Source organism: Paenibacillus sp. SC116 (genome assembly GCF_024733555.1).
GTDB lineage: Bacteria > Bacillota > Bacilli > Paenibacillales > Paenibacillaceae > Paenibacillus_B.
In genome coordinates, this window is record NZ_JANIOF010000001.1 from 603,958 (window position 1) to 630,453 (window position 26,496).

The 26,496-nt window shown below is 39.8% G+C and carries 24 protein-coding genes and 1 pseudogene; 17 read left to right on the plus strand and 8 right to left on the minus strand.

From position 1 onward, the window contains the following. Nucleotides 1–64: 64 nt before the first annotated feature. The 3 genes from NQ117_RS02335 to rocF all read right to left on the minus strand — a co-directional run bounded on the left by NQ117_RS02335 (nucleotide 65) and on the right by rocF (nucleotide 3,398). Nucleotides 65–1,024 (minus strand): arsenic resistance protein, encoded by a 960-nt coding sequence (locus tag NQ117_RS02335; RefSeq protein ID WP_258276411.1) that lies wholly within the window; start codon nucleotides 1,022–1,024, stop codon nucleotides 65–67. Nucleotides 1,025–1,244: 220 nt separating this feature from the next. Beyond that, nucleotides 1,245–2,432: an ornithine--oxo-acid transaminase gene (locus NQ117_RS02340; protein WP_258278140.1), complete on the minus strand. Its 1,188-nt coding sequence runs from the start codon at nucleotides 2,430–2,432 to the stop codon at nucleotides 1,245–1,247. Nucleotides 2,433–2,456: 24 nt separating this feature from the next. Beyond that, nucleotides 2,457–3,398, minus strand: a complete 942-nt coding sequence (rocF, locus tag NQ117_RS02345) for an arginase (RefSeq protein WP_258276412.1) — start codon at nucleotides 3,396–3,398, stop codon at nucleotides 2,457–2,459. 733 nt (nucleotides 3,399–4,131) lie between these two features. Here rocF and NQ117_RS02350 point away from each other — a divergent pair. Next, entirely contained in the window at nucleotides 4,132–4,542 is a 411-nt protein-coding gene (locus tag NQ117_RS02350; protein ID WP_258276413.1) for a hypothetical protein, read from the plus strand. A 553-nt stretch (nucleotides 4,543–5,095) separates the two neighbouring features. On the opposite strand, the gene NQ117_RS24105 is transcribed toward NQ117_RS02350, so the two are convergent. Continuing rightward, nucleotides 5,096–5,341 carry a Tn3 family transposase gene (locus NQ117_RS24105; protein WP_375163012.1) on the minus strand — a complete coding sequence of 82 codons (246 nt, stop codon included), beginning with the start codon at nucleotides 5,339–5,341 and terminating at the stop codon, nucleotides 5,096–5,098. 48 nt (nucleotides 5,342–5,389) lie between these two features. Next, nucleotides 5,390–6,274: a LysR family transcriptional regulator gene (locus NQ117_RS02355; protein WP_258276414.1), complete on the minus strand. Its 885-nt coding sequence runs from the start codon at nucleotides 6,272–6,274 to the stop codon at nucleotides 5,390–5,392. 278 nt (nucleotides 6,275–6,552) lie between these two features. Between NQ117_RS02355 and NQ117_RS02360 the strand changes: the two genes are divergently transcribed. The 13 genes and pseudogenes from NQ117_RS02360 (at nucleotide 6,553) to NQ117_RS02425 (ending at nucleotide 17,865) form a co-directional block, all read left to right on the plus strand. After that, nucleotides 6,553–7,179 (plus strand): FMN-dependent NADH-azoreductase, encoded by a 627-nt coding sequence (locus NQ117_RS02360; RefSeq protein ID WP_258276415.1) that lies wholly within the window; start codon nucleotides 6,553–6,555, stop codon nucleotides 7,177–7,179. A gap of 42 nt (nucleotides 7,180–7,221) precedes the next feature. Beyond that, nucleotides 7,222–7,848 carry an FMN-dependent NADH-azoreductase gene (locus NQ117_RS02365; RefSeq protein ID WP_258276416.1) on the plus strand — a complete coding sequence of 209 codons (627 nt, stop codon included), beginning with the start codon at nucleotides 7,222–7,224 and terminating at the stop codon, nucleotides 7,846–7,848. Nucleotides 7,849–8,372: 524 nt separating this feature from the next. Beyond that, nucleotides 8,373–9,221 (plus strand): SPFH domain-containing protein, encoded by an 849-nt coding sequence (locus tag NQ117_RS02375; RefSeq protein ID WP_258276417.1) that lies wholly within the window; start codon nucleotides 8,373–8,375, stop codon nucleotides 9,219–9,221. Nucleotides 9,222–9,235: 14 nt separating this feature from the next. Beyond that, the gene (locus NQ117_RS02380) at nucleotides 9,236–9,418 is read left to right on the plus strand and encodes a type II toxin-antitoxin system antitoxin (protein ID WP_258276418.1); all 183 of its coding nucleotides are present in this window, start codon (nucleotides 9,236–9,238) and stop codon (nucleotides 9,416–9,418) included. Between the two features lie 53 nt (nucleotides 9,419–9,471). Further along, on the plus strand, nucleotides 9,472–10,101 hold the full coding sequence (locus NQ117_RS02385; protein ID WP_258276419.1) for a hypothetical protein: 630 nt from the start codon (nucleotides 9,472–9,474) through the stop codon (nucleotides 10,099–10,101). A 944-nt stretch (nucleotides 10,102–11,045) separates the two neighbouring features. After that, entirely contained in the window at nucleotides 11,046–11,732 is a 687-nt protein-coding gene (locus NQ117_RS02390) for a response regulator transcription factor (protein WP_258276420.1), read from the plus strand. Beyond that, nucleotides 11,729–13,540 (plus strand): sensor histidine kinase, encoded by a 1,812-nt coding sequence (locus NQ117_RS02395; protein ID WP_258276421.1) that lies wholly within the window; start codon nucleotides 11,729–11,731, stop codon nucleotides 13,538–13,540. The genes NQ117_RS02390 and NQ117_RS02395 overlap by 4 nt, the downstream gene beginning before the upstream one ends. A gap of 138 nt (nucleotides 13,541–13,678) precedes the next feature. After that, nucleotides 13,679–14,524: a polysaccharide deacetylase family protein gene (locus tag NQ117_RS02400; protein WP_258276422.1), complete on the plus strand. Its 846-nt coding sequence runs from the start codon at nucleotides 13,679–13,681 to the stop codon at nucleotides 14,522–14,524. Between the two features lies 1 nt (nucleotide 14,525). Next, nucleotides 14,526–15,617 carry an alpha/beta hydrolase gene (locus NQ117_RS02405; RefSeq protein ID WP_258276423.1) on the plus strand — a complete coding sequence of 364 codons (1,092 nt, stop codon included), beginning with the start codon at nucleotides 14,526–14,528 and terminating at the stop codon, nucleotides 15,615–15,617. Nucleotides 15,618–16,150: 533 nt separating this feature from the next. Then, a pseudogene (locus NQ117_RS02410) lies at nucleotides 16,151–16,390 on the plus strand (chromosome condensation regulator); the annotation flags it as partial. A gap of 135 nt (nucleotides 16,391–16,525) precedes the next feature. Beyond that, nucleotides 16,526–16,840 carry an erythromycin esterase family protein gene (locus tag NQ117_RS02415; protein WP_258276425.1) on the plus strand — a complete coding sequence of 105 codons (315 nt, stop codon included), beginning with the start codon at nucleotides 16,526–16,528 and terminating at the stop codon, nucleotides 16,838–16,840. A 23-nt stretch (nucleotides 16,841–16,863) separates the two neighbouring features. Next, on the plus strand, nucleotides 16,864–17,181 hold the full coding sequence (locus NQ117_RS02420) for a hypothetical protein (RefSeq protein WP_258276426.1): 318 nt from the start codon (nucleotides 16,864–16,866) through the stop codon (nucleotides 17,179–17,181). Nucleotides 17,182–17,631: 450 nt separating this feature from the next. Further along, a complete protein-coding gene (locus tag NQ117_RS02425; RefSeq protein ID WP_258276427.1) occupies nucleotides 17,632–17,865 on the plus strand; it encodes a hypothetical protein in 234 nt (77 codons plus the stop codon). A 522-nt stretch (nucleotides 17,866–18,387) separates the two neighbouring features. On the opposite strand, the gene NQ117_RS02430 is transcribed toward NQ117_RS02425, so the two are convergent. The 3 genes from NQ117_RS02430 to NQ117_RS02440 form a co-directional block, all read right to left on the minus strand. Further along, on the minus strand, nucleotides 18,388–19,590 hold the full coding sequence (locus tag NQ117_RS02430) for an MFS transporter (RefSeq protein ID WP_258276428.1): 1,203 nt from the start codon (nucleotides 19,588–19,590) through the stop codon (nucleotides 18,388–18,390). Then, a complete protein-coding gene (locus NQ117_RS02435) occupies nucleotides 19,587–20,414 on the minus strand; it encodes a MerR family transcriptional regulator (protein WP_258276429.1) in 828 nt (275 codons plus the stop codon). Before NQ117_RS02435 ends, NQ117_RS02430 begins: the two co-directional genes overlap by 4 nt. 118 nt (nucleotides 20,415–20,532) lie before the next feature. Next, nucleotides 20,533–21,540: an alpha/beta fold hydrolase gene (locus tag NQ117_RS02440; RefSeq protein ID WP_258276430.1), complete on the minus strand. Its 1,008-nt coding sequence runs from the start codon at nucleotides 21,538–21,540 to the stop codon at nucleotides 20,533–20,535. 207 nt (nucleotides 21,541–21,747) lie between these two features. On the opposite strand from NQ117_RS02440, the gene NQ117_RS02445 reads away from it, so the two are divergent. The 3 genes from NQ117_RS02445 (at nucleotide 21,748) to NQ117_RS02455 (ending at nucleotide 26,494) form a co-directional block, all read left to right on the plus strand. Then, the gene (locus tag NQ117_RS02445; protein ID WP_258276431.1) at nucleotides 21,748–22,641 is read left to right on the plus strand and encodes a LysR family transcriptional regulator; all 894 of its coding nucleotides are present in this window, start codon (nucleotides 21,748–21,750) and stop codon (nucleotides 22,639–22,641) included. 328 nt (nucleotides 22,642–22,969) lie between these two features. Then, nucleotides 22,970–25,513, plus strand: a complete 2,544-nt coding sequence (locus NQ117_RS02450; protein WP_258276432.1) for a DUF4097 family beta strand repeat-containing protein — start codon at nucleotides 22,970–22,972, stop codon at nucleotides 25,511–25,513. A 135-nt stretch (nucleotides 25,514–25,648) separates the two neighbouring features. Further along, entirely contained in the window at nucleotides 25,649–26,494 is an 846-nt protein-coding gene (locus NQ117_RS02455; protein WP_258276433.1) for an STM4015 family protein, read from the plus strand. Nucleotides 26,495–26,496: the final 2 nt, after the last annotated feature.

Sequence of the window (26,496 nt, forward strand, 5' to 3'; positions counted from 1 at the left end):
TCTGATGACGCTCGCGGCCAAAAAAACAAGCGTCCAATGGACACTTGTTTTTATGATGAATGGTCTAATCCCTTAATAGGACATTGGGTACAACGCGTATATAAATGAGCTCACATATTAGTTCAACAATCGTTTGAGTAACAATTACGGCTGCAACTAGCGTACTAATCTCAGGTAAAGCTAGCCCGAGAGGAAGTACGACTAAAGAATTTCGAGTAGCACTACTGAAAATAAGGGTCCTTCCTGAAGAAACATCTAATCTAAATAATTTCCCTATATATTTAGCGATAATCGGCATAATGACCATAAAAGCAATGTAAATAGGAATAACTTTTACTATCTGATCTTTAAAATCAGGAAGCTTACCTATTTGAGAGGAAACAACCACAAAAAGAGTAATAGCCATCAATGGTACTGGAAGCCAAGCTGAAACATGTAATGTCTTTTTACCTATTAAAGATCTCTGGGAATTGATCTGTAAAAGTATAGCTATAACAAGAGGAACTACAATCAATCCAAGGAATGCTTCAATAAAAGGTCTTGGTTCAACAATCATCGCCATTTCACTTCCGATGAATATCCATAAATATACGGGTAATAGCAGCATTTGAGTTAAAAAGAGTAGGGGCGTAGAAACTAAAATAAGCTTTTCGTTTCCCTTTCCTAAAGAAGTAAACACAATTACATAATCGATGCATGGTGTTAATAATACTAAATAAACACCTATCAATAGAGAGGGGTTATCAGGTAAGAACTTGGATAAGCCCCATACTACAATCGGAACTATAATAAAATTAGTAGTTAATAACGCACCGATAAATCTAGAATTTTTAAATGCATCTTTTAACGATATAAATGGAATCTGTGAAAACATACTATACATTAAAAGGGCAATCACTAACGAAATGGATAGCTCTAACTTCTCTCCAACATTGGGCCATACAAAACCAAACAAAGCGGCGAATATAAGTACAATGAAATATATCGACACTTGATTTTCTTCAAGTTGTTCTCTTGTAATCATAAAAAGCTCCTTATAAGAATGAAATTTATACCGTTCAATACTATCACAAAAATAATTTATATAAAAAAATAATCCCCAAATGGATTCTTTGCTACAGAACGCAAAATGGAGATAGGATAAAACAATAAAAGCTGTCTTGCCCATGATAAGGAATGACGAGAGTCAACCTGTTATGAGAGAGACAGCTTTATTTTTTATAGCAATCGTCTAAAATGCTAAACTATAGTACTTGTTTGATACGTTCCAAGGCCCAATCCAATTCGTCTTGTGTAATAACAAGCGGAGGTGCGAAGCGGATAGTGTTATCATGCGTTTCCTTTGCAAGCACGCCTAAGCGTTGTAGTTGTTCGCAATAGGGTCTAGCGGCTTCTGTCAGTTCAACGCCGATGAACAGCCCTCTACCACGGATTTCCTTTATAAGCGGGGATTGAATACCTCGTAGTGCAGTAATAAAATAATCACCTAGTGAAAGAGAGCGATTGACGAGTTGTTCATCTTTCAGTACTTGAAGGGCCGCTACAGCTACCGCACATCCGAGTGGATTTCCACCGAATGTAGAACCGTGTGAACCTGGATTAAAAATGCCTAGTACATCCGCATCTGCCGCTACGGCAGAGACAGGGATTACGCCTCCTCCCAATGCTTTACCTAGAATATACATATCCGGAACGACATCTTCCCAGTCACAAGCGAACATTTTCCCTGTACGACCAAGTCCTGTCTGAATTTCGTCGGCGATGAACAAGACATTATGCTTGCTGCATAGCTCCCGAGCTGCTTGCAAGAATCCGTGCTCTGGCATAATAATTCCGGCTTCACCTTGTATCGGTTCCACTAAAAATGCGGCGGTGTTTACGGTTATCACTTTCTCTAATGCCTCAATATCACCGTATGGAATCGTGACGAAGCCTGGAGTGAAAGGTCCAAAGCCGCGTTTATAGGCATCCTCGGATGAAAAAGACGTTATCGTGACCGTACGTCCATGAAAATTCCCTTCGCATACGATAATCGTCGCTTCATTCTCAGGAACATTTTTCTTATCGTACGCCCATCTTCGCGCCGCCTTAATTGCAGTTTCCACGGCTTCTGCTCCTGTGTTCATAGGAAGAATTAATTTTTTACCTGTAAGGTTGGACAAATGTTCATATAAATGGCCAAGCTGATCGTTATAGAAGGCTCTCGAAGTTAGCGTGACTTTGTCGGCTTGATCCTTAAGTGCTTGAATGATGGTCGGATGGCGATGCCCATGATTCAAGGCAGAATAAGCGCTCAGCATATCCATATAGCGTTTGCCCTCAGGATCGACGACCCAGACTCCTTCGGCTCGTGAGATCACGATAGGCAAAGGATTATAGTTGCGGGCTCCGTACTGTTCGGTCTGATCGATAATTTGCTTAGATTTATTCATCATCAATCCGCTCCTTGTTAGGAATTATAAAATGGTTTGGCCGAGCAGTGAGCAGATGAGCCCATTAGCAAGACGCACGGTTCGCTTATCATGATCTAACGTTGGGTTGACTTCAACAAATTCTGCGGAGGTTATAAGTCCTGATTCATGCATGATTTCCAAGGCAAGATGAGCTTCACGGTAGTTCACGCCGCCCTGCACAGGTGTTCCTGTACCTGGTGCTTCATACGGATCGAGACTATCAATGTCAAAGCTGAGATGTACGCCGTCTGTGCCGTTGCCGACGATAGCAAGTGCTTCTTCCATAACACGCATCATGCCCTTGCGGTCGATATCATGCATCGTGAAACAGGTGACACCGAAGGAGCGAATGTATTCGCGCTCTCCTTGATCAAGCGATCTGGCGCCGATAATAACAACCTTGCTCGGATCAATCGGGTAAGCAATTTGTTTAATCTGGGTGAGCAGAGGATGGCCTTGACCGAGATTGACAGCGAGCGACATACCGTGAATATTTCCTGTTGGACTTGTAGCTTCTGTATTCAAATCACCGTGGGCATCAAACCAAATCACGCCTAAATTGCGATAGTGTCGCCTCATTCCTGCAATTGTTCCTATGGAGATACTATGATCACCGCCAAGGATGAGGGGAAATTGCCCTTGTTGAACGATATTACTTACTCTTTCAGCGGTAGCTGTATTCAACATGATGATTTCATCTAGGTATTTAAGATTGGTGGATGCGCTTACAAAATGTTCGGTACTCGTATCCGTTGCGGATAGTTCAGAGGCTGCTGCGATGGGAGGAAGGACGACTTCCCCTTCATTAATAACTTGAATGTTCAGATTCGTTAGGTGGCGTACAATTCCAGCTTCGATCAAAGCCTTTGGGCCAAGCTCTGCTCCTTGTCGAGCTCCGCCTAATCCGAACGGCACACTTAATAAAGATACAGCTTTGTTTGTCATGTGAGTGCCCCTTTCCCTGTGTTCGTGAATATGAAACAAACAAGAACGGTGGAGATAATCAGCTATTGCAAAGACAAATAAGCGTTTCGCCGTACAATTCGCTACTTAGTATAGCAGAAAATAATGTAAATTTAACAGCTAAAAATTTAAATACTAAAAGTTGTATTTCTATGCAAAATGCCCGGTATACGGGAGGATGGTTCAGAATTTGATTCTACCTTAGCATATGAAGACATGCTGTGAATTGTTAACCGGTGTCTAATAAAATGGCGTTTTGAATAATCATACGAAGGTGATCGTTTATTAAGTGTAAGATGGAATGTTTAAGGAGGGGGAGGTGCAGTTGAATAGGGAGTGAAAAGTGACTTCTTCAAAAACGCATATGGGTTTTTTATAACTAGTTTCAATTCATAAGGCATGTCAAAATGATTGATTGTGACACAAATTGTGTCGGATCACAAGAACATAGAGACATTACCGATTAAATAATAACAATGCCTCCTCGAGTAAACGGAACGTAATACGTTCTTTGACATTTTCTTTACACGGATGTGGCCTTCGTTACGATACAAGCAGTGAACATTTTTTCTGACCGATTAATGTCCATAGCTAATGAATTAGTACCATAATCCTATATATCTCTCTATGTGCTTACTTTATAGTGATAGTTGCATACATATTTAAACAGTGGTTAATTAAAATTATCGGTTAAACAATTAAAGGAGGCGCTAGAATGTTACAAAAAGGGATGTTGGCAGGTACGATCTTAGCAGTAAGTTTATTAGGTACTACTACAGTACAAACGAGTGTTATGCATGCAAGTGAGAAACAGTCACACGTATCCTCGATGAATCAATCTTTGTCTGCTGCCCATAATTTTACTAAGCGATATGAAATACCAACGGGAGGCTCTTCTCCTAAAGAACAATTGTATTTGAAAAAAGGTCAGCGAGTTCATATTCAACTAAAGGGAGACAGTGCCGTTTCTTTCACGCTCAGTGACAGAAATGGTGCAAGCATCGGTTCTTATTCACATTCGATCATTTATACTGCTACAGAAGATGGCAACGTATATACACAGTTTCATGCTCCATTCATGTATGAAGATGTCTTAAAAGTTACAGTGACATACACGATTCAGTAACGGTGAAAAATCGTTTTAGTACGGCGATTGCTCCAGTCGCACAACAATAGCTCTTCTTTTTCTCCGGTATTACTTTTTCCTCTTCTAAATAGGTACAGTATAGTCAACTATGATAAATGGCTTAATGTTGTAATTGTTGGGAAGTTGTTTCCAAGCAATATGTAGAAGCAAAAAGAAAACCTGTATAAAGGACTACGGGTTTTCTTTTTGCTTGTATAAAACATTCGCATATACTAACCAGTGCTTTAAGTTATGGTGTGTAACACTATATCTTATTTAATATTCACAATGAAAGAGATATATAGTGTGTAACATTATATTAGTTAAACAAGTGTCGGATGACAAGAACATAGAGACATTACCGATTAACACTGGTTAATTAGAGAGTTGCTTACGCTCTTATTTTGCTTGTAGGGATCATACCAACAATAAGAGCAAAACATACGATATAACATATTTCGGAAGAGTAAAGCTGACTTTTCCTACGCTAAGGAAATATCGGCTTAACTCTCTATTCAATATGAGGTATTAATGAATGTAAACTAGCGACCTTTTACAAATCAAAATTGTGTTTCCGTCCCAGGGGTGAAATATAATGTAATAATTCTACTTTGAAGTCCTTGCTAGTTCTTACACGTTTAACTGCTTCGGCAAGATAAACGGTATTCCATACGCTGATCGCATTAATGATGATGCTTACCTCTATAAGCGAGATGACTCGACCATCTTTGATGGTTCTCGATAGGATCTCGACAAGTTCGACTTGGTTGACCGTATCGAAATATTTCTCCAAGTCCATATCTACTACATACTTGTACCCTTGCTCAATGATGAAAAATGATGGCGATTACCGGATAGGTGTTTGACCATAGTGCTCCATTATGAAATCACGAAACGATTGTGCCGCAAGGGAAAGATAGTGTCTTTCTAGCCATACTAAATATGGAGTCCACTGACAAACTGGCTCTTCAATATGAATCAGATGTAGCGGCGGCATCTCTCTCTTGGATGCTGCCGGCAAGAATGCTACACCGAGACCAGCACGAACCATGCAACTGATCGCCGCAGGTTCGTCGCCTTCGCATACGATATTCGGTATAAACCCGGCTTTGCTACAAAATTCATCCGTTATCTTCCGAAAACTATACCCCGATTTCAAATTGATGAACGGATCATTAGCCACTTCGCTGAGATGAATACTGTGGCGTCCTGAAAGGCGATGTGTAGACGGCACAGCCAATACAATTTCTTCAGTCTCTAAAGGAAATGTACAAATTCCAGGTCGTTCGATAGCTGACGTAGCAAAACAAAAGTCGATTTCACCTTTTTCGAGCAGATTAACCATAGCATCCTCGGCAATGGCTTGAGTAATGCGAAAATTAACATCTGGACGTAAAGAGATAAAAGGTCCTAAGATATCAGCTACTCGAATTAATGTTGTTGTGGCTAGCATAATACTTCCCCGTTCTAACCCAGCCAGGTCCTCAATTTCACGCCGACCTTCTTCCAATGCTCCAAGAGCCTTGTCTACATGTTTGAGAAAAGCTTTTCCAAATAAGTTGAGCCGGATTTGTCGCCCGATGCGATCAAACAACGGTACTCCTAAATCCTCTTCCAAACGTGCAATCATTACACTGAGTGCTGGTTGAGCTATGTGCAGCTCAAGTGCCGCCTTTGTCATATGTTCTGTACGGGCGACGGTTTGAAAATATTTGAGTTTCAGCAAATCCATACTCTGTTACCACCTTTAATTCATATATGATTAGTTATCAATATTATTATTAATTATATATTTTTTATTATCTTAATTTAAGCATACAATGTCTGTGTACGGATACTCCAATCTAGCAATTCATAAATCGAGAGGTGATAGACATGGACCTACAAAAATATCTGAATCGTTTACAGGCAGAATGAAGAGATAAAGTGAGCTTTGACTATACGTATTAATCTCAAACACGTCATTAACTAAAAGTTATTATCTAATTAAAGTAAAGGATTGTGGATATTTTGAATAAAGTACTTTTTATAAAGGCGAACGATCGCCCGGTTGAGCAAGCTGTAAGCTTACAGCTGTATGAGGCTTTCACGAAAACCTACAGGGAAACGCATCCAAATGACATCATCGCCGAGCTGGATCTATTCGCAGAAAATCTTCCATACTATGGGAATGACTTGATTACTTCCATGGGTAAATATGGAAAAGAAATAGATATGACCGCTAAAGAGCAAAAAGGTGCTGACCTCGTAAACAAATACTTGAACCAGTTTGAAGAGGCAGACAAAGTGGTTATGGCATTCCCATTGTGGAACCTCACGATTCCTGCTGTTATGCAAACTTACTTTGCTTACCTCACTCAAGCAGGCAGAGCGTTCAAGTACACTCCGGAAGGTTCTGTAGGACTGATGGGGGACAAAAAAGTCGCTCTGCTGAGCGCTCGCGGTGGTGTTTATTCCGAGGGCCCTTTGGCTGACATGGAAATGGCAAACAAATATGTTCGGACCCTTTTGAACTACTGGGGTATTAGCAATATAACGGAAGTGATTGTAGAAGGCCACCATCAATTCCCGGACAAAGCAGCTGAACTCGCTGCAGCCGGTGAAGAAAAGGCAGCAAAACTAGCGGAATCCTTCTAAGTAATTTTATTAAATTTTAGAAAGAAAGGTGGATATATTATCATGAGTAAAGTACTTTTTATCAAGGCAAATGATCGTCCGGTTGAGCACGCTATAAGTGTGCAGCTGTACGAGGCTTTTATTAAAACCTATAGAGAAACGTACCCAAATGATACAATCGTTGAATTAGATTTGTTCGCAGAGAATATTCCATACTATGGAAATCAATTAATCACAGCTATGTTGAAAGATGGCAAAGGTATCGAAATGACTGCTGAAGAGCAAAAAGATGCTGACTTCATTAACAAATACTTGAATCAGTTTATAGAGGCAGACAAAATCGTTATGGCATTCCCATTGTGGAACCTCACGATTCCTGCTGTTCTGCAAACATACATCGCTTACCTCTCCCAACCAGGTAAAATGTTCAAGTACACTCCGGCAGGTTCTGTAGGACTGATGGGTGACAAAAAAGTTGCTTTGCTCAGCGCACGAGGTGGCGTTTATTCTGAAGGTCCTTTAGCTGAGATAGAAATGGCAAACAAATATGTTCGTGCCATGCTGGGCATGTGGGGTGTCAGCAAAATATCTGAAGTGATCGTAGAAGGCCACCACCAATTACCGGACAAAGCAGCTGAGCTCGCTGCAGCCGGTGAAGAAAAGGCAGCAAAACTAGCAGAATCCTTCTAGGTGATGTGCTCCTCAAACTGAACCAACGCGCACCGTGCGAATACCGCTGTGCGTTGGTAGCATAGCTTTTTTAATGTTTGCTTGAGAGGGGTATGACTAGGGCAACGGGTTTTCTTTTTGCTTGTATAAAACATTCGCATATATTAACCAGTTGTTTAAGATATGGTGTACGCACCATATCTTATTTAATATTCACAACCTTTTCTCTCAGCTAGGGCGATAAATACTTGTCCTGTTCACACTTAGCATAACTGACTGGCGTTTAACCGAGATTTCATTGATGTTACGCTCAACCATAGTTTTTCGTGTTTCGATTAGTTCATTAGCGACCGGATTTTTTGAGCCGATCGACCTCTACTGTGAGTTGGGTAACCAGCTTCTGAAAATGCATTTGCTTTCTACACCTAAAATCCACAATAAAAATCGTGCCGGGATTGTGAAATGTAAAAATAATTTACAACATGAGGAAAAAGTGATATCATATAAATATCAAAATAATATACAAAGAGAAGGGATGGATCGGAATGTTTCAAGAGAAGAAGAGTGCGCGTGTTAATGGATTCGCTGGTCTGCTTGTGACTGTTCTACTAATCGCTGCAGGTGGATATCTGATTACGCTGCTACAATTGCCTGCCATTATAGGTGGTTGCGTAGCGGTTCTGTTGGGCTTGATCCTGATGACTGGCTTGACGATTGTTCAGCCAAATCAGGCTAATGTCGTTACGTTCTTTGGTCGTTACATCGGGGTTATTCGTGAGAGTGGATTTTTCATGACGCTTCCCTTCACGGATCGCAAGAAAGTGTCGCTTCGTGTTCGTAACTTCAATAGTGCTAAGTTGAAAGTCAATGATGTGGATGGTAATCCGATTGAGATTGCAGCTGTCGTCGTATTTTCAGTCGTAGATTCGGCTAAGGCGTTGTTCGAAGTGGATGAGTACGAGACATTCGTCGAGATACAGAGTGAAGCAGCGCTTCGACACGTAGCAAGCAAGTATGCGTATGATTCCAATGAAGGCTTCTCTCTTCGCGGCAATGCAGAGGAGATTGCGAAGGAATTGACGGATGAATTGCAGAACCGCCTGTCGATCGCAGGTGTAAATATTATCGAGTCTCGCTTGACTCACTTGGCGTACTCTACGGAGATTGCCAGTGCGATGCTGCAGCGTCAGCAAGCTACTGCCATTATTGCAGCGCGTGAGAAAATCGTGGATGGTGCTGTGACGATGGTTCAGATGGCGATTGACCGTCTGCAAGCTGATGGAGTTGTGGAATTGGATGATGAACGCAAGGCTGCTATGATTAACAATTTGCTTGTAGCTATCGTTTCTGACCGCTCTGCCCAGCCGGTCATTAACACGAGCACCTTATATTAAGGATATCCAGCAAGATGGCTAGCAAGAAAAAGAGCTTTCCGCTGCGCCTTGATCCTACCGTACACGAGGCTTTGGAGCGCTGGGCAGCAGATGAGTTCCGAAGTGTAAATGGTCATATAGAGTACCTTTTGCGCGAAGCCTTGAAGCGAGAAGGAAGACTTCCTTCTCCTAAGTCGCGTGCTAGCAATGAAGAGTGAACGGACGAAGGGTCATGACCTCACTCCATGTCAATCGAGGAGGGAAGATTCAGATGCGTTTAACAACATCACGTGTACCATCAAAGGAAAAGTTGCGCAAGAAGAGCTTGTGGGAATCTAAGCATACAACTCTTTTAAAGCAATATGCGCATGACTATGGCGGGACATATGTGCCCGCCTCCTTTAAGAATTGGGAGTATGTCGGTGAACATGTCAAGATCGATGCGCCAAAGGGAGAAGGGCCCATCTATATTGCACTGAAGAATAGTGGTAATTCCAATGGCAAGGGCCAATTGTCTATCCTTGAAATGAAGTTCTTATTTCGACCACGGCGCAAGTTGGAGTTCTCTCTATTCTCTACGAAGCGGAAAGTGCTATCCATGTTCTATCCGAATATGCGACCGGCAACGATGCCAAATGCGGTGCTTAAGAAGTTGTTCAAGGGAATGGCCACACATCCGAATTTATTGCGTTCTTTGTTGAAGCATGAAGGGCTGGAGGAAGCGCTGATGCCGTTCTTCTCTTCACGATTCAACTTAAGAATTAAGGATCAGAAGGCTACCTTTCGTATCAGCCAGACATTGAATGCTCCGGATATGCAAGCCATACACGAGCAAGTGCAGTTACTGATTAGATTCATTGCAGCGTTGCATGAACAGAATGTAATCCATGATTTACGATAGATCAGGCAGTCGAAAGGTTAATAATGTACTGGCATTAAAAGCAGGCCAAAATGAAAAGAGTCTCATCGAGTTTTCATTACAGTAGCGGTTTCAATCCGTACCTCGCTATTAACTGCCCGGCAAGATGGTGATAAGATCATACCTAAAACTCCTGCTGCCCGTACCATTAAAATTTAATTTGCAGTTTGAGGACACCACCGGCATGGTGATATATAAACTTGACACTACAACTAGGGTGAACCAAAGGAGTATGCCCGTCATTAATGGATACTTTTTTTGGGGGGAGGTTAGCTTGACTTTGCCAACAATTTTCGTCAACCTGCAACCTCCTCTTTCTAGTCTGAGAGGCATTGTGTTTCATTTCCCCAGTGAACCTTCCTTCAGTTGTAATCATTGATTTATTGGGCGTGACATCATCTCCTCGAGCAAACTTTCCCATCTAACACCAGCATTAACCATTCATTTTTGAAAAGTTTCAACTGAAAGGCTACTTCAAATCAGATATCAAAAAGCAATTATATAATCACTCCTCATTGCAAATGGAGAAGATAGTTCAATGAAACAGCTGCGAAAGAAATTGGGGACTTTCCGTTCCTGATAAGAACATATAGACATTACCGATTACTAATGATCTTAATTACTCACGACTATAGAGATAATCCTAATATTTCCGTATTTTTAGGCATATGACCAAGTAAACGTAGCATCGGTGTAGCTTGATAGATTTATAATGACTCAAGGAAGGAAATATTGGATGTGACGTGTGAAAGATTATAAATTATAATGCGAGAATGTCTATTCCTTCGGGAGTAGGCATTTTTCTTTGTTAACTTATAGCTCTTCTAATTGGAGGAGATTAAATGTCTCTACCTATGGATATAAAAATAACGAAGTCATTAAGAAGGAGAATTAATCATTTTATAAATTAACAGGAGACAGCGTATATGCAAAAAACAATTCTAATTGTAGAAGATGAAGATATCTTACGTGAAATCGTAAAAGATTATTTATTAAATGAAGGTTATGAAGTAATAGAAGCAGTAAATGGAAAAGAAGCACTATTTAAATTTGAAGCGAATGAAGTTCATCTAGTGATTCTTGATATTATGTTGCCTGAATTAGATGGCTGGTCTGTTTGTCGCAGAATTCGTAAGACGTCTAATGTGCCTATTATTATGTTAACCGCTCGGGCGGATGAAGATGATACGTTGCTTGGCTTTGAATTAGGTGCGGATGACTATGTAACAAAACCATATAATCCAGCTATTTTATTAGCGAGAGCAAAACGATTAATGGAAAGTCGTTATTCTTCCATAAATGAACCCGCAAGAGAGGAGACATTGACTTTAAGTGGGATTCGTATTCACTTCCGATCACGTACAGTCACAGTTAATGGGAAAGAGATTAACTTAACACATACAGAGTTTGAAATATTAACTTATTTAATGCAAAATCAAAAGATTATTATTACAAGAGAGCAATTAATCACGAAAATTTGGGGCTATGAATTTGTAGGAGATGACCGAACAGTAAATAGTCATATTCGTAATTTGCGTCATAAATTAGGGGATAAAGCCTCATGTATTACAACTGTTGTTCGATCCGGTTATAAGTTTGAGGGAAACATATGAAAAAAGGAATTGTATTGAAATTATTTGTACTAACAACGAGTTTATGTATGCTTATTTTGGCAACGATTTTTTTTGGACAAACCGTATTTTTCAAACAATTTTATGCTCATAAAAAAGTCGACGAGATTCAAAAAAGCATGCAAACTTTTCAAAATGAATATATAAAGAGCAATAATAATCTACAAGTAATTCAACAGCTAGAGCAAGAATTTCACAAAAAACATTCAGCGTGGATTACAATGTTAGACAATTTAGGGAATGTTAATCATATTAGTGATTTCTACTTAGAGATTCAATTAGGCCCTTCTCTATATGAAAAATTTTCTAACCGTGTCATAACAGTTCCTTTGTATAGTATGCTTAATATAGAAGATTTAAATGAAGCAAAAAATTTTCTTCGTTCTGGAAATTCGGTTAAGATGTCCGGAATTACTAGAGGAACATCTTTAGTTCCTACAGACATATGGATATCTGCTGGGCCTAATAATGAGAGCTACGATTTAGAAAATATCAAATTTAGGAAGACGATGTATGGAAATGTACAAAAAGAGCCGTCACCTCGTGAACTAAGAGACGATTTAGTATACGACTTGCCTGGGACTATCATAAAGGCACAATTACCACTAGAAAATATTTCACCAAATTCGATTTATACAAATCATTTATTAATCGAAAGAATAAAGGAGTTCCAATTACAATTAGTATTGAATGAAGAAAATATAGATGATCAATTACCACAAGAGATTGATTATGAAGAAAATAAAATTAAATATAAAATATTAATACAACCAATAAAAAATGCAGATGGATTAGAAACGTATATTTTTGCGATGGCATCCCTTCAACCTGTTGATGAAGCTGTGCAAATGATAAAAGAGTATTACATCTATTTGGTTATATTTGTACTACTTCTTATTTTCCTCGCTTCTTTTTATTATTCAAAGAAGATTGCCAAACCTTTGTTACAACTAAATGATACAACAAAAAAAATTGCGGATTTGGATTTTTCAGAGAAGATACCAATTACATCACAAGATGAAATTGGTGACTTATCACAAAATATTAATAAACTTTCTAGTGCATTACATTCGCATATTCATCAATTACAACAAGATATAGAGAAAGAAAAGCAGTTGGAAAATACACGAAAAGAATTTATTGCGGGTGTATCACATGAACTCAAAACACCGTTGAGTATCATGAAAAGTTGTTTATCTATTTTAAAAGATGGTGTTGCCATCCATAAAAAAGATTATTACTTTGAAGCGATGGCAAAAGAAGTAGATAAAATGGACATGCTAATTGTTGATATGCTGGAGTTAGCGAAATTTGAGTCTGGTACGTACCAAATGCAAAAAGAGGTTTTTTCAATTGACGAGGTGATTGAGCATACATGTGCACAATTATTCATGGAAATAGAACGAAAGAAATTGCATGTTCAAAAACACTTGGCTAATGTTGACGTATATGCCAATCAACATCGAATAGAACAAGTTATCACGAACTTTATTACGAATGCGATTCATTATACACCGGAAGAAGAAAAGATTATTATTACTACAACAAACGATGGTGACATGGTCAAAGTATGTATAGAGAATCAAGGAGTTCATATTCCCGAAGAACAGTTAGATAAGATATGGGATCGTTTTTATCGTGGTGATGCATCTCGTCAGCGTTCAAAAGGTGGAACAGGGCTTGGACTTGCTATTTCTAAAAATATTTTAGAGTTGCATCATGTGGAATATGGTGTATCTAATACAGAAGACGGCGTACTATTCTTCTTCTATGTACACAAAAAGGTGTAGAAACTTTGTTTCTACACCTTTTTTCTATTCTTTATATCATTTCTACTTTATCTGCATTTTATCTGCATCTCTTCCTATTAATCTATTTATTGTAGATGAAGTCATCTATGAAGTGAATAGAGAGAGGGTATATGAAAAATGAGTAAGGTTAAAATCATCAATAAAAAGAAGAGATTTATTACTTTTGCATTAGGAGTCGTACTGCTAACTATATTTCTCGCATCTCTTGAATTAGTAGAATTTGCAGGGAAAGATACAGCAGGAAATGCGCAAGCATATACGATACAGTCAGTTAAACAAAACAGTGAATTAGTAGATGGAGCAAATGAAGAAAAAAAGAAACAGGAGCAAACAAGTAGTAAAAAAACAGCTGGAAAAACGGTTTATTTAACATTTGATGACGGCCCATCTACATTAACTGGACAATTTCTAGACGTATTAAAAGAGCACGATGTGAAAGCAACATTTTTTATGCAAGGGAATAATTTGAATAATACAACTTTTCAGGAGAATGTGAAACGAACCGTACAAGAGGGCCATTATCTTGGTGCACATAGTATGACACATGATCATCACAAGATATATACAAACAAGCAATTTGTACCTGAAATGAAAGAGACGATAAATCTTATCCGTGATATTACAGGTGTGAACTCTACATTGGTTCGTCCACCCTATGGTTCAGCACCAGGGTTAAAGAGCAAACAAATTCGTGACGAAATCGTAGATGCTGAAATGAAAATTTGGGATTGGACCATAGATTCAGAGGATTGGAAATTAAGAGACAACCCCGATAAAATCGTAGAGAATATAAAAGAGGGAACGTTAAGAGATGTAGAAGTCGTTCTTATGCATGAAAAAACACAGACATTACAAGCACTTCCTGCAATCATTAACTTCTACAAAGAAAGAGGCTATGAGTTTGTCGCTTACGATGAAGATCATCATTTCTCTCTTAATTTCCAAAAGGATGAACGTCTATAACATGAAAGTACTTGGAGTGTTAATTATGAAAATATGTAAACGCGAAATTCTATTGATTCTTATCTTAACGATGAGTGTTACCATGTTCGGTACTGCTGTACAGGCTAATTCGACCAAACAATCGTCGTTAATCGTCGCAACAGGAAGTTCGGTACCTGTCGATGCCTGTATACCTACTAAATTGAAGGACAAAGCGGTGCAGTTCAAAACCTCGGATGGAATCTTGTTATCGGGACTCCTGCTCGGAGAAGGCTCAAAAGGAGTCACGTTGGGTCATGCTAGCGGTTGGGATGTGTGTAGCTGGCTGCCGATGGCGGAAAAACTGGCAGACCACGGTTATCAGGTCATTTTGTGGAGCTATCGATACAATAATCCGAACGGGGAAGCTACAGGAAAATCCTTATCTCGTGAAGATCTCGACGTACTGGCGGCGGCCCAGGTGCTTACCGAACGGGGTGTTACCAAGATCGTCTCGGCCGGAGCGTCCATCGGCGGCACATCATCAGCCGTAGCTGCACCCCACATTCCACAACTTGCGGGTCTTGCGATCCTGTCATCGCCGCGGACGTTGCTGGGAAGCGAGTCGCCTCCCAATCTTAGCGCGGTTGAAGCCAGTAAGAATATCCGTGTACCTTCATTTTTTGCAGTCTCCACCAACGATCCGACTGGAGACTACTATTCCGAGGTCGAGGCCTTGTACAAAGCCTCCGCTTCCGAGCAAAAGGAATTTGTCGCCATCGATGAATATGCGCATGGCACAGACATGCTCTCCGACACACTACAAGGGGAGACGTGGTATAGCAAGGGCAAGATCATCGATAGAACTCAAGGAAAGCAGTTGACTGACAAGCTCTGGGCTTTCTTCCTACGAACGCTTGGAGATCCAGATCAAACAAATGAAAGTCTAGCATCAAGCGATTCGGATAAGACGCAGCAAGAGCCCATATATGACAAAGGAAAGGGCGTCCTCAATGAGTCCGTTACAAAGAACGACGAACGGATAACCTTCAAATGGATCGGCGGAATTCTGTTGGTAGCGTTGATTACTATCGGTGGGCTGTTTGTCATTAAATGTAAGCGTCGGCGTCCTTAATCTAGATGTTGTAAAACCACGTCAATCCATGTATGAAGTAACGCATTTTGAATAAAATGAAAAGTCTGGAGTAGCTATGTAAAATAGCAATATCCAGGCTTTTTTCTATGTAATAATTTGGATTGGCGATGTTTTTGTTCTCCTGTATAGTTGCAGAATTAAATGGACAATCGCAGTAATTACGCTGTCAGATAACCGATACGCCTGTCTTCCAAGAAAGATTTTTTCGATAATGTCATCATATTTATCGTTATATTTTTCAAACACCATCTCTACAAAGAGATCCGCTTGTTCAAAATAACGTTGAATATCTTCTACCTACATTTCATTGATTACTTCATTTATTAATAGAGGTGTTATTGTTTCTGATAGCACAAAAGAACCTAGCCAAGCACGATAACAACCGGCCACGTAACTAAAGAATCACTTATGCTTTGGAACCCTAACACAATCTGTTTTCAAGGAGGTAAAACGTGGATTACTATTTACCAATTGAAGCGGCATTAAAGGTGAACCAATGGCCTAAATATACCATAGCGGCAGGTCGTCGGCATACCGTTGGACTTAAATCAGACGGAACGGTGACGGCTGTGGGTGATAATAAAAATGGTCAATGTGATGTAAGCGGTTGGCGCGATATGGTGGCAGTGGCGGCGGGTTGCGCTCATACTCTCGGCCTTAAGTCGGACGGAACGGTGCTGGCTGTAGGTGATAATGAATATGGTCAATGCGATGTGAGTGGCTGGCACGGCATCCAAGTAATCAGCAATTAGTTACCCCTGGTGGAGAAGCATGGACACAATGCTCAGCGGATATCATTCTTTGTTACAGTATGCCAAGTGAGGAAAATAAACAGCATTCGGTTGAATACTTCTACAAGGAATAGCCGCTCTTACGGGTGGCTTTTGTTGTATGCAGGCAATTTTTTTAACAAACAGATTGCCATGCAGAATGCGCGGTCTATATATGTCAACTATTCGGGGATCAATGATTCTTTGCTGCGAGATTATAGTAAAGGTTATGGTTACTTGCACTTTATGTCAGGTATGAATAGTCGTGATGCTGCAATGAAAGAAAAAGTAGATTGGGTTTTAAATCAAGCGAACGGACCTATACTCGTTGCAGGGCATAATGGTCATATCAATAATAAAAATCAAGTGAGTAGGGACATTATGGTTCAAACTGCAAAAATAGAGGAGTTCGTGTCGATAGCGATATGCTAAAATTTACGGCTGTAGGAGAACATTTGAAGAAAAGTTATGGTGAGGCTTATTATGCAATTGGAACATCCTTTAATGAAGGTGTATTAGCAGCACCCAAAAATATAATAACAGTTAAAAATCCGCCTACTTTAGCCGTTCGTAGTGACAACATATTGCTTCATTCATTTGTGCAATTGTCAGAGGATGTTTATTTCTTGGACTTTAATCGTGCTAAGCAAGATAAGCAATTAAAGCGACTAATCTCTAAAAATGAATTGAAAATGCCTTATATCGGTAGCATTGTTGTTGATATTTTGACGATCCTGACAGTCGTAACATGGACAATTTCTATGTTGACATGAATTTAGATGAGAGCGAACTATAGAATACAAATAAAGATGCCAAGCAATTTGGCATCTTATTTTTATTTATCAAACAAGGCAACAGATCTGAGAGCAGCCTTAGGCGATTGAAAGCAGAGTGAGATGAATTGAAGACTTGGAAACATATTATCCTATTTTGATAGTGATTAATAATAAAGTAATTGTGCGGATCGATTTGTTTCCCCGTATCGTGAAAATCCAGAATGTTATAAAGGCAGAGGAAAGTTCCATTTATATTAAAAAGGAGGGGAGACAAATTCGAAGAATATTACATTATATCAAAACATGTCAGATGATAAAAACATAGAGACATTACCGATTAATGAGCATAACTATGAATTAGGACGATAATCCTATAGCTCTCACTGCGTGCTTACTTATAGTGATAGATGCATACATATTTAAACAGTGGTTAAAGGAGGCGCTAGAATGTTACAACAAGGGATGTTGGTAGGTATGCTCCTAACAGTATGTTTGTTTGGTGCTGCTACAGTACAAACAACTGTTATACATGCAAATGAGAAACAGTCACACGTATCCTCGATGAAGCAATCTTTGTCTACTACCTATAATTTTACTAAGCGTTATGAAATCCCAACAGGAAGCTCTTCTCCTAAAGATCAATTGTATTTGAAAAAGGTCAGCGAATTCATATTCAACTAAAAGGGGACAGTGCTGTTTCGTTCACGCTCAGTGACAGAAATAGTGAAAGCATCGGTTCTTACTCACATTCGATCATCTATACTGCTGCAGAAGATGGCAACATAAATATACAGTTTCATGCTCCATTCATGTATGAAGATGTGTTAAAAGTTACCGTGACATACACGATTCAGTAACGGCGAAAGAACGTTACATCTCGGTAATAAGTAAGACAACAAACTGCCCATCATGGTAGCTTGTTGTCTTAAAGTTGTTTTAATCGATGCAGTGCAGCTAATGCTCCATTGTACAACAATAGTTCATTTTGTTCTCCAGAATTACATTTTCCTCATTTATAATTAACGCATTCGTTTAATTACATAGTCAATTACATTCGTCTTCACATGTCATACTCCGTAAACGTAGCATCGTTGCACCTCAAATCTATAAGAAAAGCTATATCATGTATCCATAGCCGATTATATGGATGGTCTAATGTTAATTAGTATCGGCGTTTATTAGCTAACAGGGAAGATGACAGATTCAATCGGTACATACGTTTCGTTTTTTATGGTCTTCAAATATCGTTTCATTTCCCGCTTTATAAGCGTAAGCGAACAACCGAACAGCGGCCAGGAGCGCAAACAAGACCAGGATAAATGCGGGCCAGCCGAGGTTGCTTGTGGAAAATCTACTGATTACCATCCCACCGATTGCCGATCCGAAAGCGAAACCGAATTGGATAAACGATGTATTTACGCTTAAAGCAATATCCGGCGAGTGGGGAATTAAGGACACCAAATACAACTGCTGTGCCGGGGAAGTCATCCATGTGCCCACCATCCATATCATGATCAACGGGATGGTCGCGTAGATCGAACCGTTTGTCCAAGGCAGCAGCAACAGTATACCGGCTTGGAGTGAAAGACCGAAATAGATTGTTAATTTGGCTCCTTTCGTATCCGCAAGCCATCCTCCAAATTTGGAGCCGACAAAGCTGCACAGGCCTGCAAGCAGCAAAATGCCGGAAAGCACAGCAGCCGACAGTTCGACATTCTCTTGCAGAAATGGCGCAATATAAGTAAACAGCGTCGAGTATCCCCCGATATAAAGTAGTGTAATCGCAAGTGCAAGCACAATTTTTTTGTCCTTCAAAATGGACAGCTGCATTCCAAATGTCATCGCCTTTTGCTCGGTAATGGAAGGGACTTTGGCAAAGACCGCGAAAAATGGAATCAACGTGAGCAGTCCAATAAAGATGAATAACGTTCTCCAACCAACGGCTTCGCTTAAAAACGTGCCGACAGGTACGCCGAGAACAAGCGCACTGCTTAAGCCCATCAAAATCGTGCCAATCGCCCGCCCGCGATGTTGGACTTCGACTAAGCGTGTAGCCACAGCCATTGCAATTACCGTAGCGGCGCCTCCACTGAGTCCTTGAATCACTCGTGTTACCAGCATCATCTCAAATGAGGGACTGAAATAAACGAGGAAGCTGCTCAAAATAAAGACACCGAGCATGGAAAGAAGCATTTTTTTACGATCTACCCGGATAGTTACCGCAATCACGATAGGAGCGCCAATAGCCGCGGAAAGGGCGAATGCCATGACGAGCATGCCCGCAGCAGATGTCGTTATTCCAAAATCCGCTGCGACCATTGGGAGAATTCCACTTATTATGTACTCCACGGTCCCAATGAGAAATACAGCCAAAGCAAGTAATGATACGACCCATTTAGGATTCATAGACGATTCTCTCCTTCTTCAATCGGAATTTGGATTTCTATAAGACTTGTCCCTGGATCCCCTGAAAAGGGCACATAGATTTCCCTGCCGGGTCGGTCACTTCGAATGCGGTAGCCGTTGTGTTCGATCCATGCAGCCAGATCCAAGCATGCCGTCTGGGAAAACGCTGAATCCGAACGGAACAGCAGTGTAGCTACTGTCTCCGAAGGCAGAATCCGGAGATTTAGATACTCGGGCAACTTGGGGATGTCCGCTTTTACGGCATAGCCAACCTCGAACTCAAAGGCATCCGGTGTACTACCAGATGCATTCCACAACAATGTTTGCGGACCAGATAAGGAGGATCTGCAGCACCTATCGAGGAGCCCATCGAAGATATCGAAGAGGTGCGGTATTTCCTCAACTGTGCCCGTGGAGGCATAAGTGATCATATGCACGGTTTCAACTTGCTTCAATACAACCTCCTGTTCTTTATCCATTTTTCCATCGCGCTCCACAAGCTGCATTCGTTCTTTAACCCGGGCAAGCTTGGAACGTTCGATATCTAGCTGCCGCTCGATTTCACTTTCTTTCAATTTAAGCATGCCACGAATCTGTTCAGCCGATATATCTTGTTTAAGAAGATGAGTGATCTGCTGCAATGTAAACCCCAATTCTTTAAAAATGACGATCTGATTGATCTCCAGCAGCTGTTCCGCGGAGTAGTACCGATACCCGGTCGATTCATCGGTTTTAGCCGGATTAAAAATTCCGAGCTGATCGTAATAGCGCAGGGTTTGCAGCGGAATTCGGCTTAGTTTGGAAAATTCACTGATCTTAAACAATGCTTCACCTTCTCTCTTTTACTTCGGTATGAGTATACACTCTCTAGTGGGCTATAAAGTCAAGAGCTCAGTCAAACTGAGCTCCGTTAAAATATTTTGAAATTTTGAAAATCATGATTTACTGTAAAAATTGTTTCAGATGGTTATCGATTATGAATGAATCTGGTTCGTTGGCTCCTATTCCGAAACAGTGGCCCCACTTAGATTCGACATGTCGAAAAACAGCATTCGGTATATGTTTTACTTCATATGCGCTGTCCTCGGGAGTAAAGAATAGATCGGTCGAACCCGGCATGACAAGGGCATGCGCGGTGATTCGGTTCAATGCCTGTTCCAAATTTCCGTTGTCGGCAGGAGTGGCGCTAATATCTCCGTTTATTCCTGTTCGGAGCATGGCAATCAAGTCGTTCGCATCGAAAGAAAAGAAGACTTGATCCCAGTAGTTTTCTAGATAAGACTTCAACGTTAGGTATCCCTCTGCCTGATAAAGTTGTTCCAAATAATACGCCTGAGAGAATCCCCAAGGAGCATAAGCGCGTCCCATTGCAGCAAGTCCAGCTGTAGGCTGACGAGTATAAAATCCTTGCTTCCAATTGGAATCGGCTTGCAATGCGGCGATCAACGCTTCAAAAACTACTTGTGCATGCGGTCTGGTCTTTGCTGTTCCGCCAAATGGCGCAATTCGCTCAACCATCTCCGGATAGCTTGCTCCCCATTGAAAAGTTTGCAGCGCCCCGAGCGACCAACCAACGACTAAAGCAAGCTTCGTAATGCCGAACTTCTCAGTTACAAGCTGGTGCTGCATCCGGACATTATCGTAAATCGTGACAAGCGGGAAGTTCGCTCTGTCATGAGGGGCCGGTGTATTGCTTGGTGAGGAAGACAGACCATTCCCCAACATATTGGGCACAATAATAAAATAGTTGTTGGGATCAAGCGCTTTGCCTGGTCCGATCAACCACTCATTATCGGTATGTAAGCCTGCAAACCAGGTCGGATAGACAATTGCGTTGCTTTTGGCGGCGTTTAAAATTCCATAGGTTTTATAGGCAAGGAAGGCTTGGGGTAGCGTTTGGCCTGATTGCAACTTGACATCTCCAAGTTGATATATTTCGTAATCTTTCATGATTCAATTCTCCTTGTATATTATTTTTCCGAAGATACAGGCAAGTCCATAATCTTGTGAGATGAACGTACATTCTTATTCGAGAATCCTCATTGCTCACAGGTAAATGAAGCTTGATTTTACTTTACGATGCGGTTACTATCAAATCAATTGAACGTTTTTGATCATAATATTCATTAATTTTGAATTAAAGAGGTGTCTTCCCCAATGGAAATCCGCCAGCTGAAAACATTCTGGACGCTTGCTTCCACTCGAAGTTTTAGTCGCACTGCTGAATCACTGAATTATGTACCGTCTACTGTAACGATGCAAATCAAAGCTTTAGAGGAGGAACTAGGGGTCAAGCTCCTAGATCGTCTGGGCAAAACTGTGGTGTTAACAGACGCAGGCTACCAGTTCTTACCCTATGCCAACAAAATTTTAAATGATATAGAAGAGGCTCGGCACTTCTCAAGTCAAAGTGGGGAGCTAACCGGTACCGTTACAATCGGTGCAGATGAAGTACTCTGTGCGTACCGGTTGCCTGCATTGCTCCGGCTTTTTCGCGAGCGCTATCCGCGTATTCGTCTTTTGTTCCGCCCCTTGTCCAGTCATAATTTGAAACAGAGCTTGCGAGAAGGAAATGCGGATGTGGTCTTTATGCTTGATGAACCTGCCGTATCTGGGGACCTTCATACGGAACTTTTGCTAGATGAACCCTTTCTTATGGTAGTTTCCCCCGATCACCCATTAGCTTCACGGTCAAAACTAAGCATAGAAGATTTTCACGGAGAGCATATTCTATTAACCGAAAAGGGCTGCTCTTATCGGTTATATTTCTATAGCACATTGTTGCGAAAAGGGGCTGACAGCCTGACCGAACTGGAATTTAACAGTGCAGAAGCCATTAAACAATGCGCAATGACGGGACTCGGCATTGCCTTGCTGCCTGAAATGGTGATCAAGGGAGAAGTGGAGCGGGGGGAACTGATCGTTTTACCTTGGGATTTATCTGAAATACGATTTACTACTCAAATGTTATGGCATCAAGAAAAATGGATTTCACCTTCGCTTAGGGCCTTTATCGAATTGGCTAAAAGTGTGTTGCAACGCAGCTCTTGAGAAGTTTTCATTAAAACCATAAATTTCAAAGAGAGTAGGACAGACACAGGGGATAAAAAAATGCGGCGATGGTGAGGTTTCGGTCAATCACTATGTGGTAGCACAGCACGCGTTGACGTGCTGTGCCTTTTTCGTAAATATGAAGTCCAATAAAGACAAGTTTGATTTGAAAATTTTGAGCCTGGAGACACTGTGGTATTTCCTGAGTATATTTTAGAGGCTATAAGGAGAGCAGCATGAATACAAATAGACTAGTTAATTTGATCTTGACAGTCCACTATTTCATTGTATAATCTCATTAAAACTCAATATTGCTAGGAGGGGTTTTATGAAAAAAGGCTCATTTTTCCCTCTTGTCATACTAACTTACATTTCTATCTTTATAACCTCAGATCTTGCCTCTGCCAAACAATTGCCTCAATTGCCTATATCTCAAAACAACATAACCAAATTAGTTATTCATTCTTCCATTAACAAACTTACGATTCGAGGCACTCCTGATACTGCATCTATACATCCTCGCTTAACAACAATAAATAATCCTGATAACTTAGACTTTCACTTAACTCAAGATAAGGATATAGCATATTTATCAATAAATCGAAAGGTTGCAAAGAAAGAAATAATAGATTTATTAATTACACTGCCGCCTAACTTAAATATCGAAATTTTTGATAAAGAAAGCATCCTTGAATTATATGACCTTGCTGGAGAAATATCGATTACCGATAATGAAAAAGACATTTATATTGAAAACACAAGTAATTTATCAATAAAAGACAAATCAGGGGATATAAGAGTCAATAATAGCAGCCTTTTAAATGCCCCAAGCTCAAATCAAACGTTAGATATAGAGGATGGCTCTGGTAATATTAACTTAATAAATATTAATAGTTCCATAAAAATAGTAGATAGATCCGGCGACGTTCATATTAGCAAAATCCATGGTAATGTTGATATTACAGATGATGCTGGTCATATAAACGTTAAAGACGTTAAACAAAAAGTCATTATTGATGATGCATCCGGTGATATACATGTAGAAAGAGCTGGCGACTTAATTCTTAAAGAAACAGGATCCGGAAACATAACCTACGATAAAAAACTTCCTATCTCTTTCCACTCCCTCAGACATAGTTCAATGTGTAATATATATGAAGGCATTTATATACAAAAAAATGGAGGTGAAAAAACTCCATTTCCTTCACCATCACCGATCGACATAGAGCCCCATTCAAACATTGTCATTTCTATTTCAAACTATAAAAATTCAATCTTCGATAGTTTTCATTTTGATACAAACTCAAGTTCACTTATCCCTAGTTTAATTAGAAATATAGGGGAGGGCGCCTCCGTTGCTATAAATATTGATAATAGCGCCAATGTAGAGCTTTTAAATACGCTTATTGTAGGGCAAAAAAACTACGATGAAAATGATAATATTATTATTGAAGATACATCTTCTATAGAGCCAGCTTTTATTAAAGATTTAATAATTGGGACTATTGCTTCAAAAAGTAGTATAAACGTAAATATTAATAATTCAGCAAATGTGACTTTAGCTAATAATGACTCTACCTTACATATTGGTGGAGGAAGTTTGATTGAAAGTGTGATAAACGTACCTTCTGATTCAGGTTCCATAAAGATTAACGCAAAAGAGATTAATGTTAGTATTACGAATAGTACTAACATCAATTCAAAATCAGGCAAAAATATGGGGACTGTTAGAATATATAAAGGGCAGTTTATCAATGAAATGATAGATGGTAGAGTCATTTCAAACAGTGACATAAATCTTACTGTTGAAAAATCTTCTAACGTATCATCAAAATCAATTACTATTATTGATGGTGAATTAATCGATGAATTAATTGACGCTGAAGACATTAAATCTAGTGCAATTCAAGTGAAATTTGTTGATACGGGAAACGTTAATGCACTGACTAAGGTAGAAATAAAAGACGGTGAACTTATTGATGAAATGATTGATATGGAAAATCTTTTCACTTCAACTATAAATGTTAGTTTATCAAAGACTTCAAATGTTACTAGTCCCATATTATCTGTTTATGAAGGTGAGTTAATTGATGAAACCTTAGATGGTGAGGGTTATTATAATTCAAATATTCAAATAAACTTTATAGATTCTTCAAACTTTTATGGAAAACAGTTGTTTATTGAAGAAGGTGAATTAGTTGACGAGGTAATAGATTGTGAAATTTCTAATGCTTCTACAATAAAAATAAATCTGAATAATACCAGTAATATAAATACTGAACAATTAAAAATTACCGCAGGTGAACTCATTGATGAAACTGTGGATATCGAAGATGATTTCACCAATACAATTATGGATATTACTTTGACCTCATCAGCTAAAGCTTATGGAAATAAACTTGAAATTATTGCTGGCGAATTAGTTGATGAGATACTAGATGCAGCTAATGGCATTGGAAGTAGCATTAATGTTTTTATAAAGGATACGGGAAATTTTGAAAAAAGGGGGTCTCAACTAAGCGAGGTTCTAATAACAGATGGTGAATTAATGGATGAGATTTTAGATGTAAGTGAATCTATTTCTATGACAAGTGGAGCTATAACAATTGAATCAACAGGAAATGTTACTTCTGATGTAGTTATCCTTACAAACAGCCAATTACTAGATGAAATAGTGGATGGAGCTTATATCCGAGGAAGCACACTTTTTGTAAGCGCTATCAATTCAGCTAATGCTAAAACTCCTTCGTTAACCCTCCTAGGTGAAAGTATTTTACTACCTCCTATTGCTATTGACTCTAAAGATCGATCAAATATTATTTATAATGTAAAAAATTCTGGGGTTCACAATGCACAGATCAAGGGAGACTAATTTCTCATTAGAGCACCATTAATCATAAGAGATCATTTGGAATACTTTGCAGACTGAATTGGCAAACATTTGTAACTTGCAAGTGTGCCTATTATAATAAAAGAAAGTTATTATCCATTTTCAGGAGGTATGGTTATGTCCGAATGTAAACTATCTGTCGATTATGATCAGTACGAGAATGGTGTCAAAATCGTAGATTTAATAGAGACGCTTGCAGGCAAAGATGAGAGCTTGCAGCTTGAAAGTCTCATCATCGGTGACTGGGGCGGCGCCTATGAGAATGATTCTAGTGATATTGTCGAAGCTCTTGTTCGGTTGAAAGACCGCTTTCCGAAGCTGCGGAGCTTATTTATTGGCGATATGTCCTATGAAGAATGCGAGGTTTCTTGGATTAATCAATCTAATCTAGGGCCGATTCTATCTGCTTATCCTGAGCTTAAGTCACTCACCATTAAAGGGAGCACCGATCTCAGCCTAGATCCGGCTCACCACGACAAACTGGAGGAGCTTACTATTATTTGCGGCGGGCTTGGAAAAGACGTCATTACTAGCATAAGTGAAGGCAGTTTCAAAAATCTGAAGAAGCTGGAGTTGTATTTAGGGGTAGACAATTATGGATTTGACGGAAGTCTCGCAGATCTGCTCCCGTTGATTGAACCTGGGAAATTCCCTCTGCTTTCCTATCTGGGGCTCAAAGACAGTGAAATTCAAGATGAAATCGCAATTGCCGTAGCCAATGCTCCGATTGTTGATCAACTACATACATTAGATCTTTCTATGGGGACGTTGACAGATAAGGGAGCTGAAGCACTTATCAATAGTGAAAAGATAATGAAACTGAAATCGCTTGATTTAAACTATCATTACATGTCCGATGAGATGATGAATCGTTGGAAGCAGTCAGGCCTTAATGTAGATATTAGCGATCAACAAGAATCTGATGATGACGAGGATTATCGCTATCCTTCATTGACGGAATAACG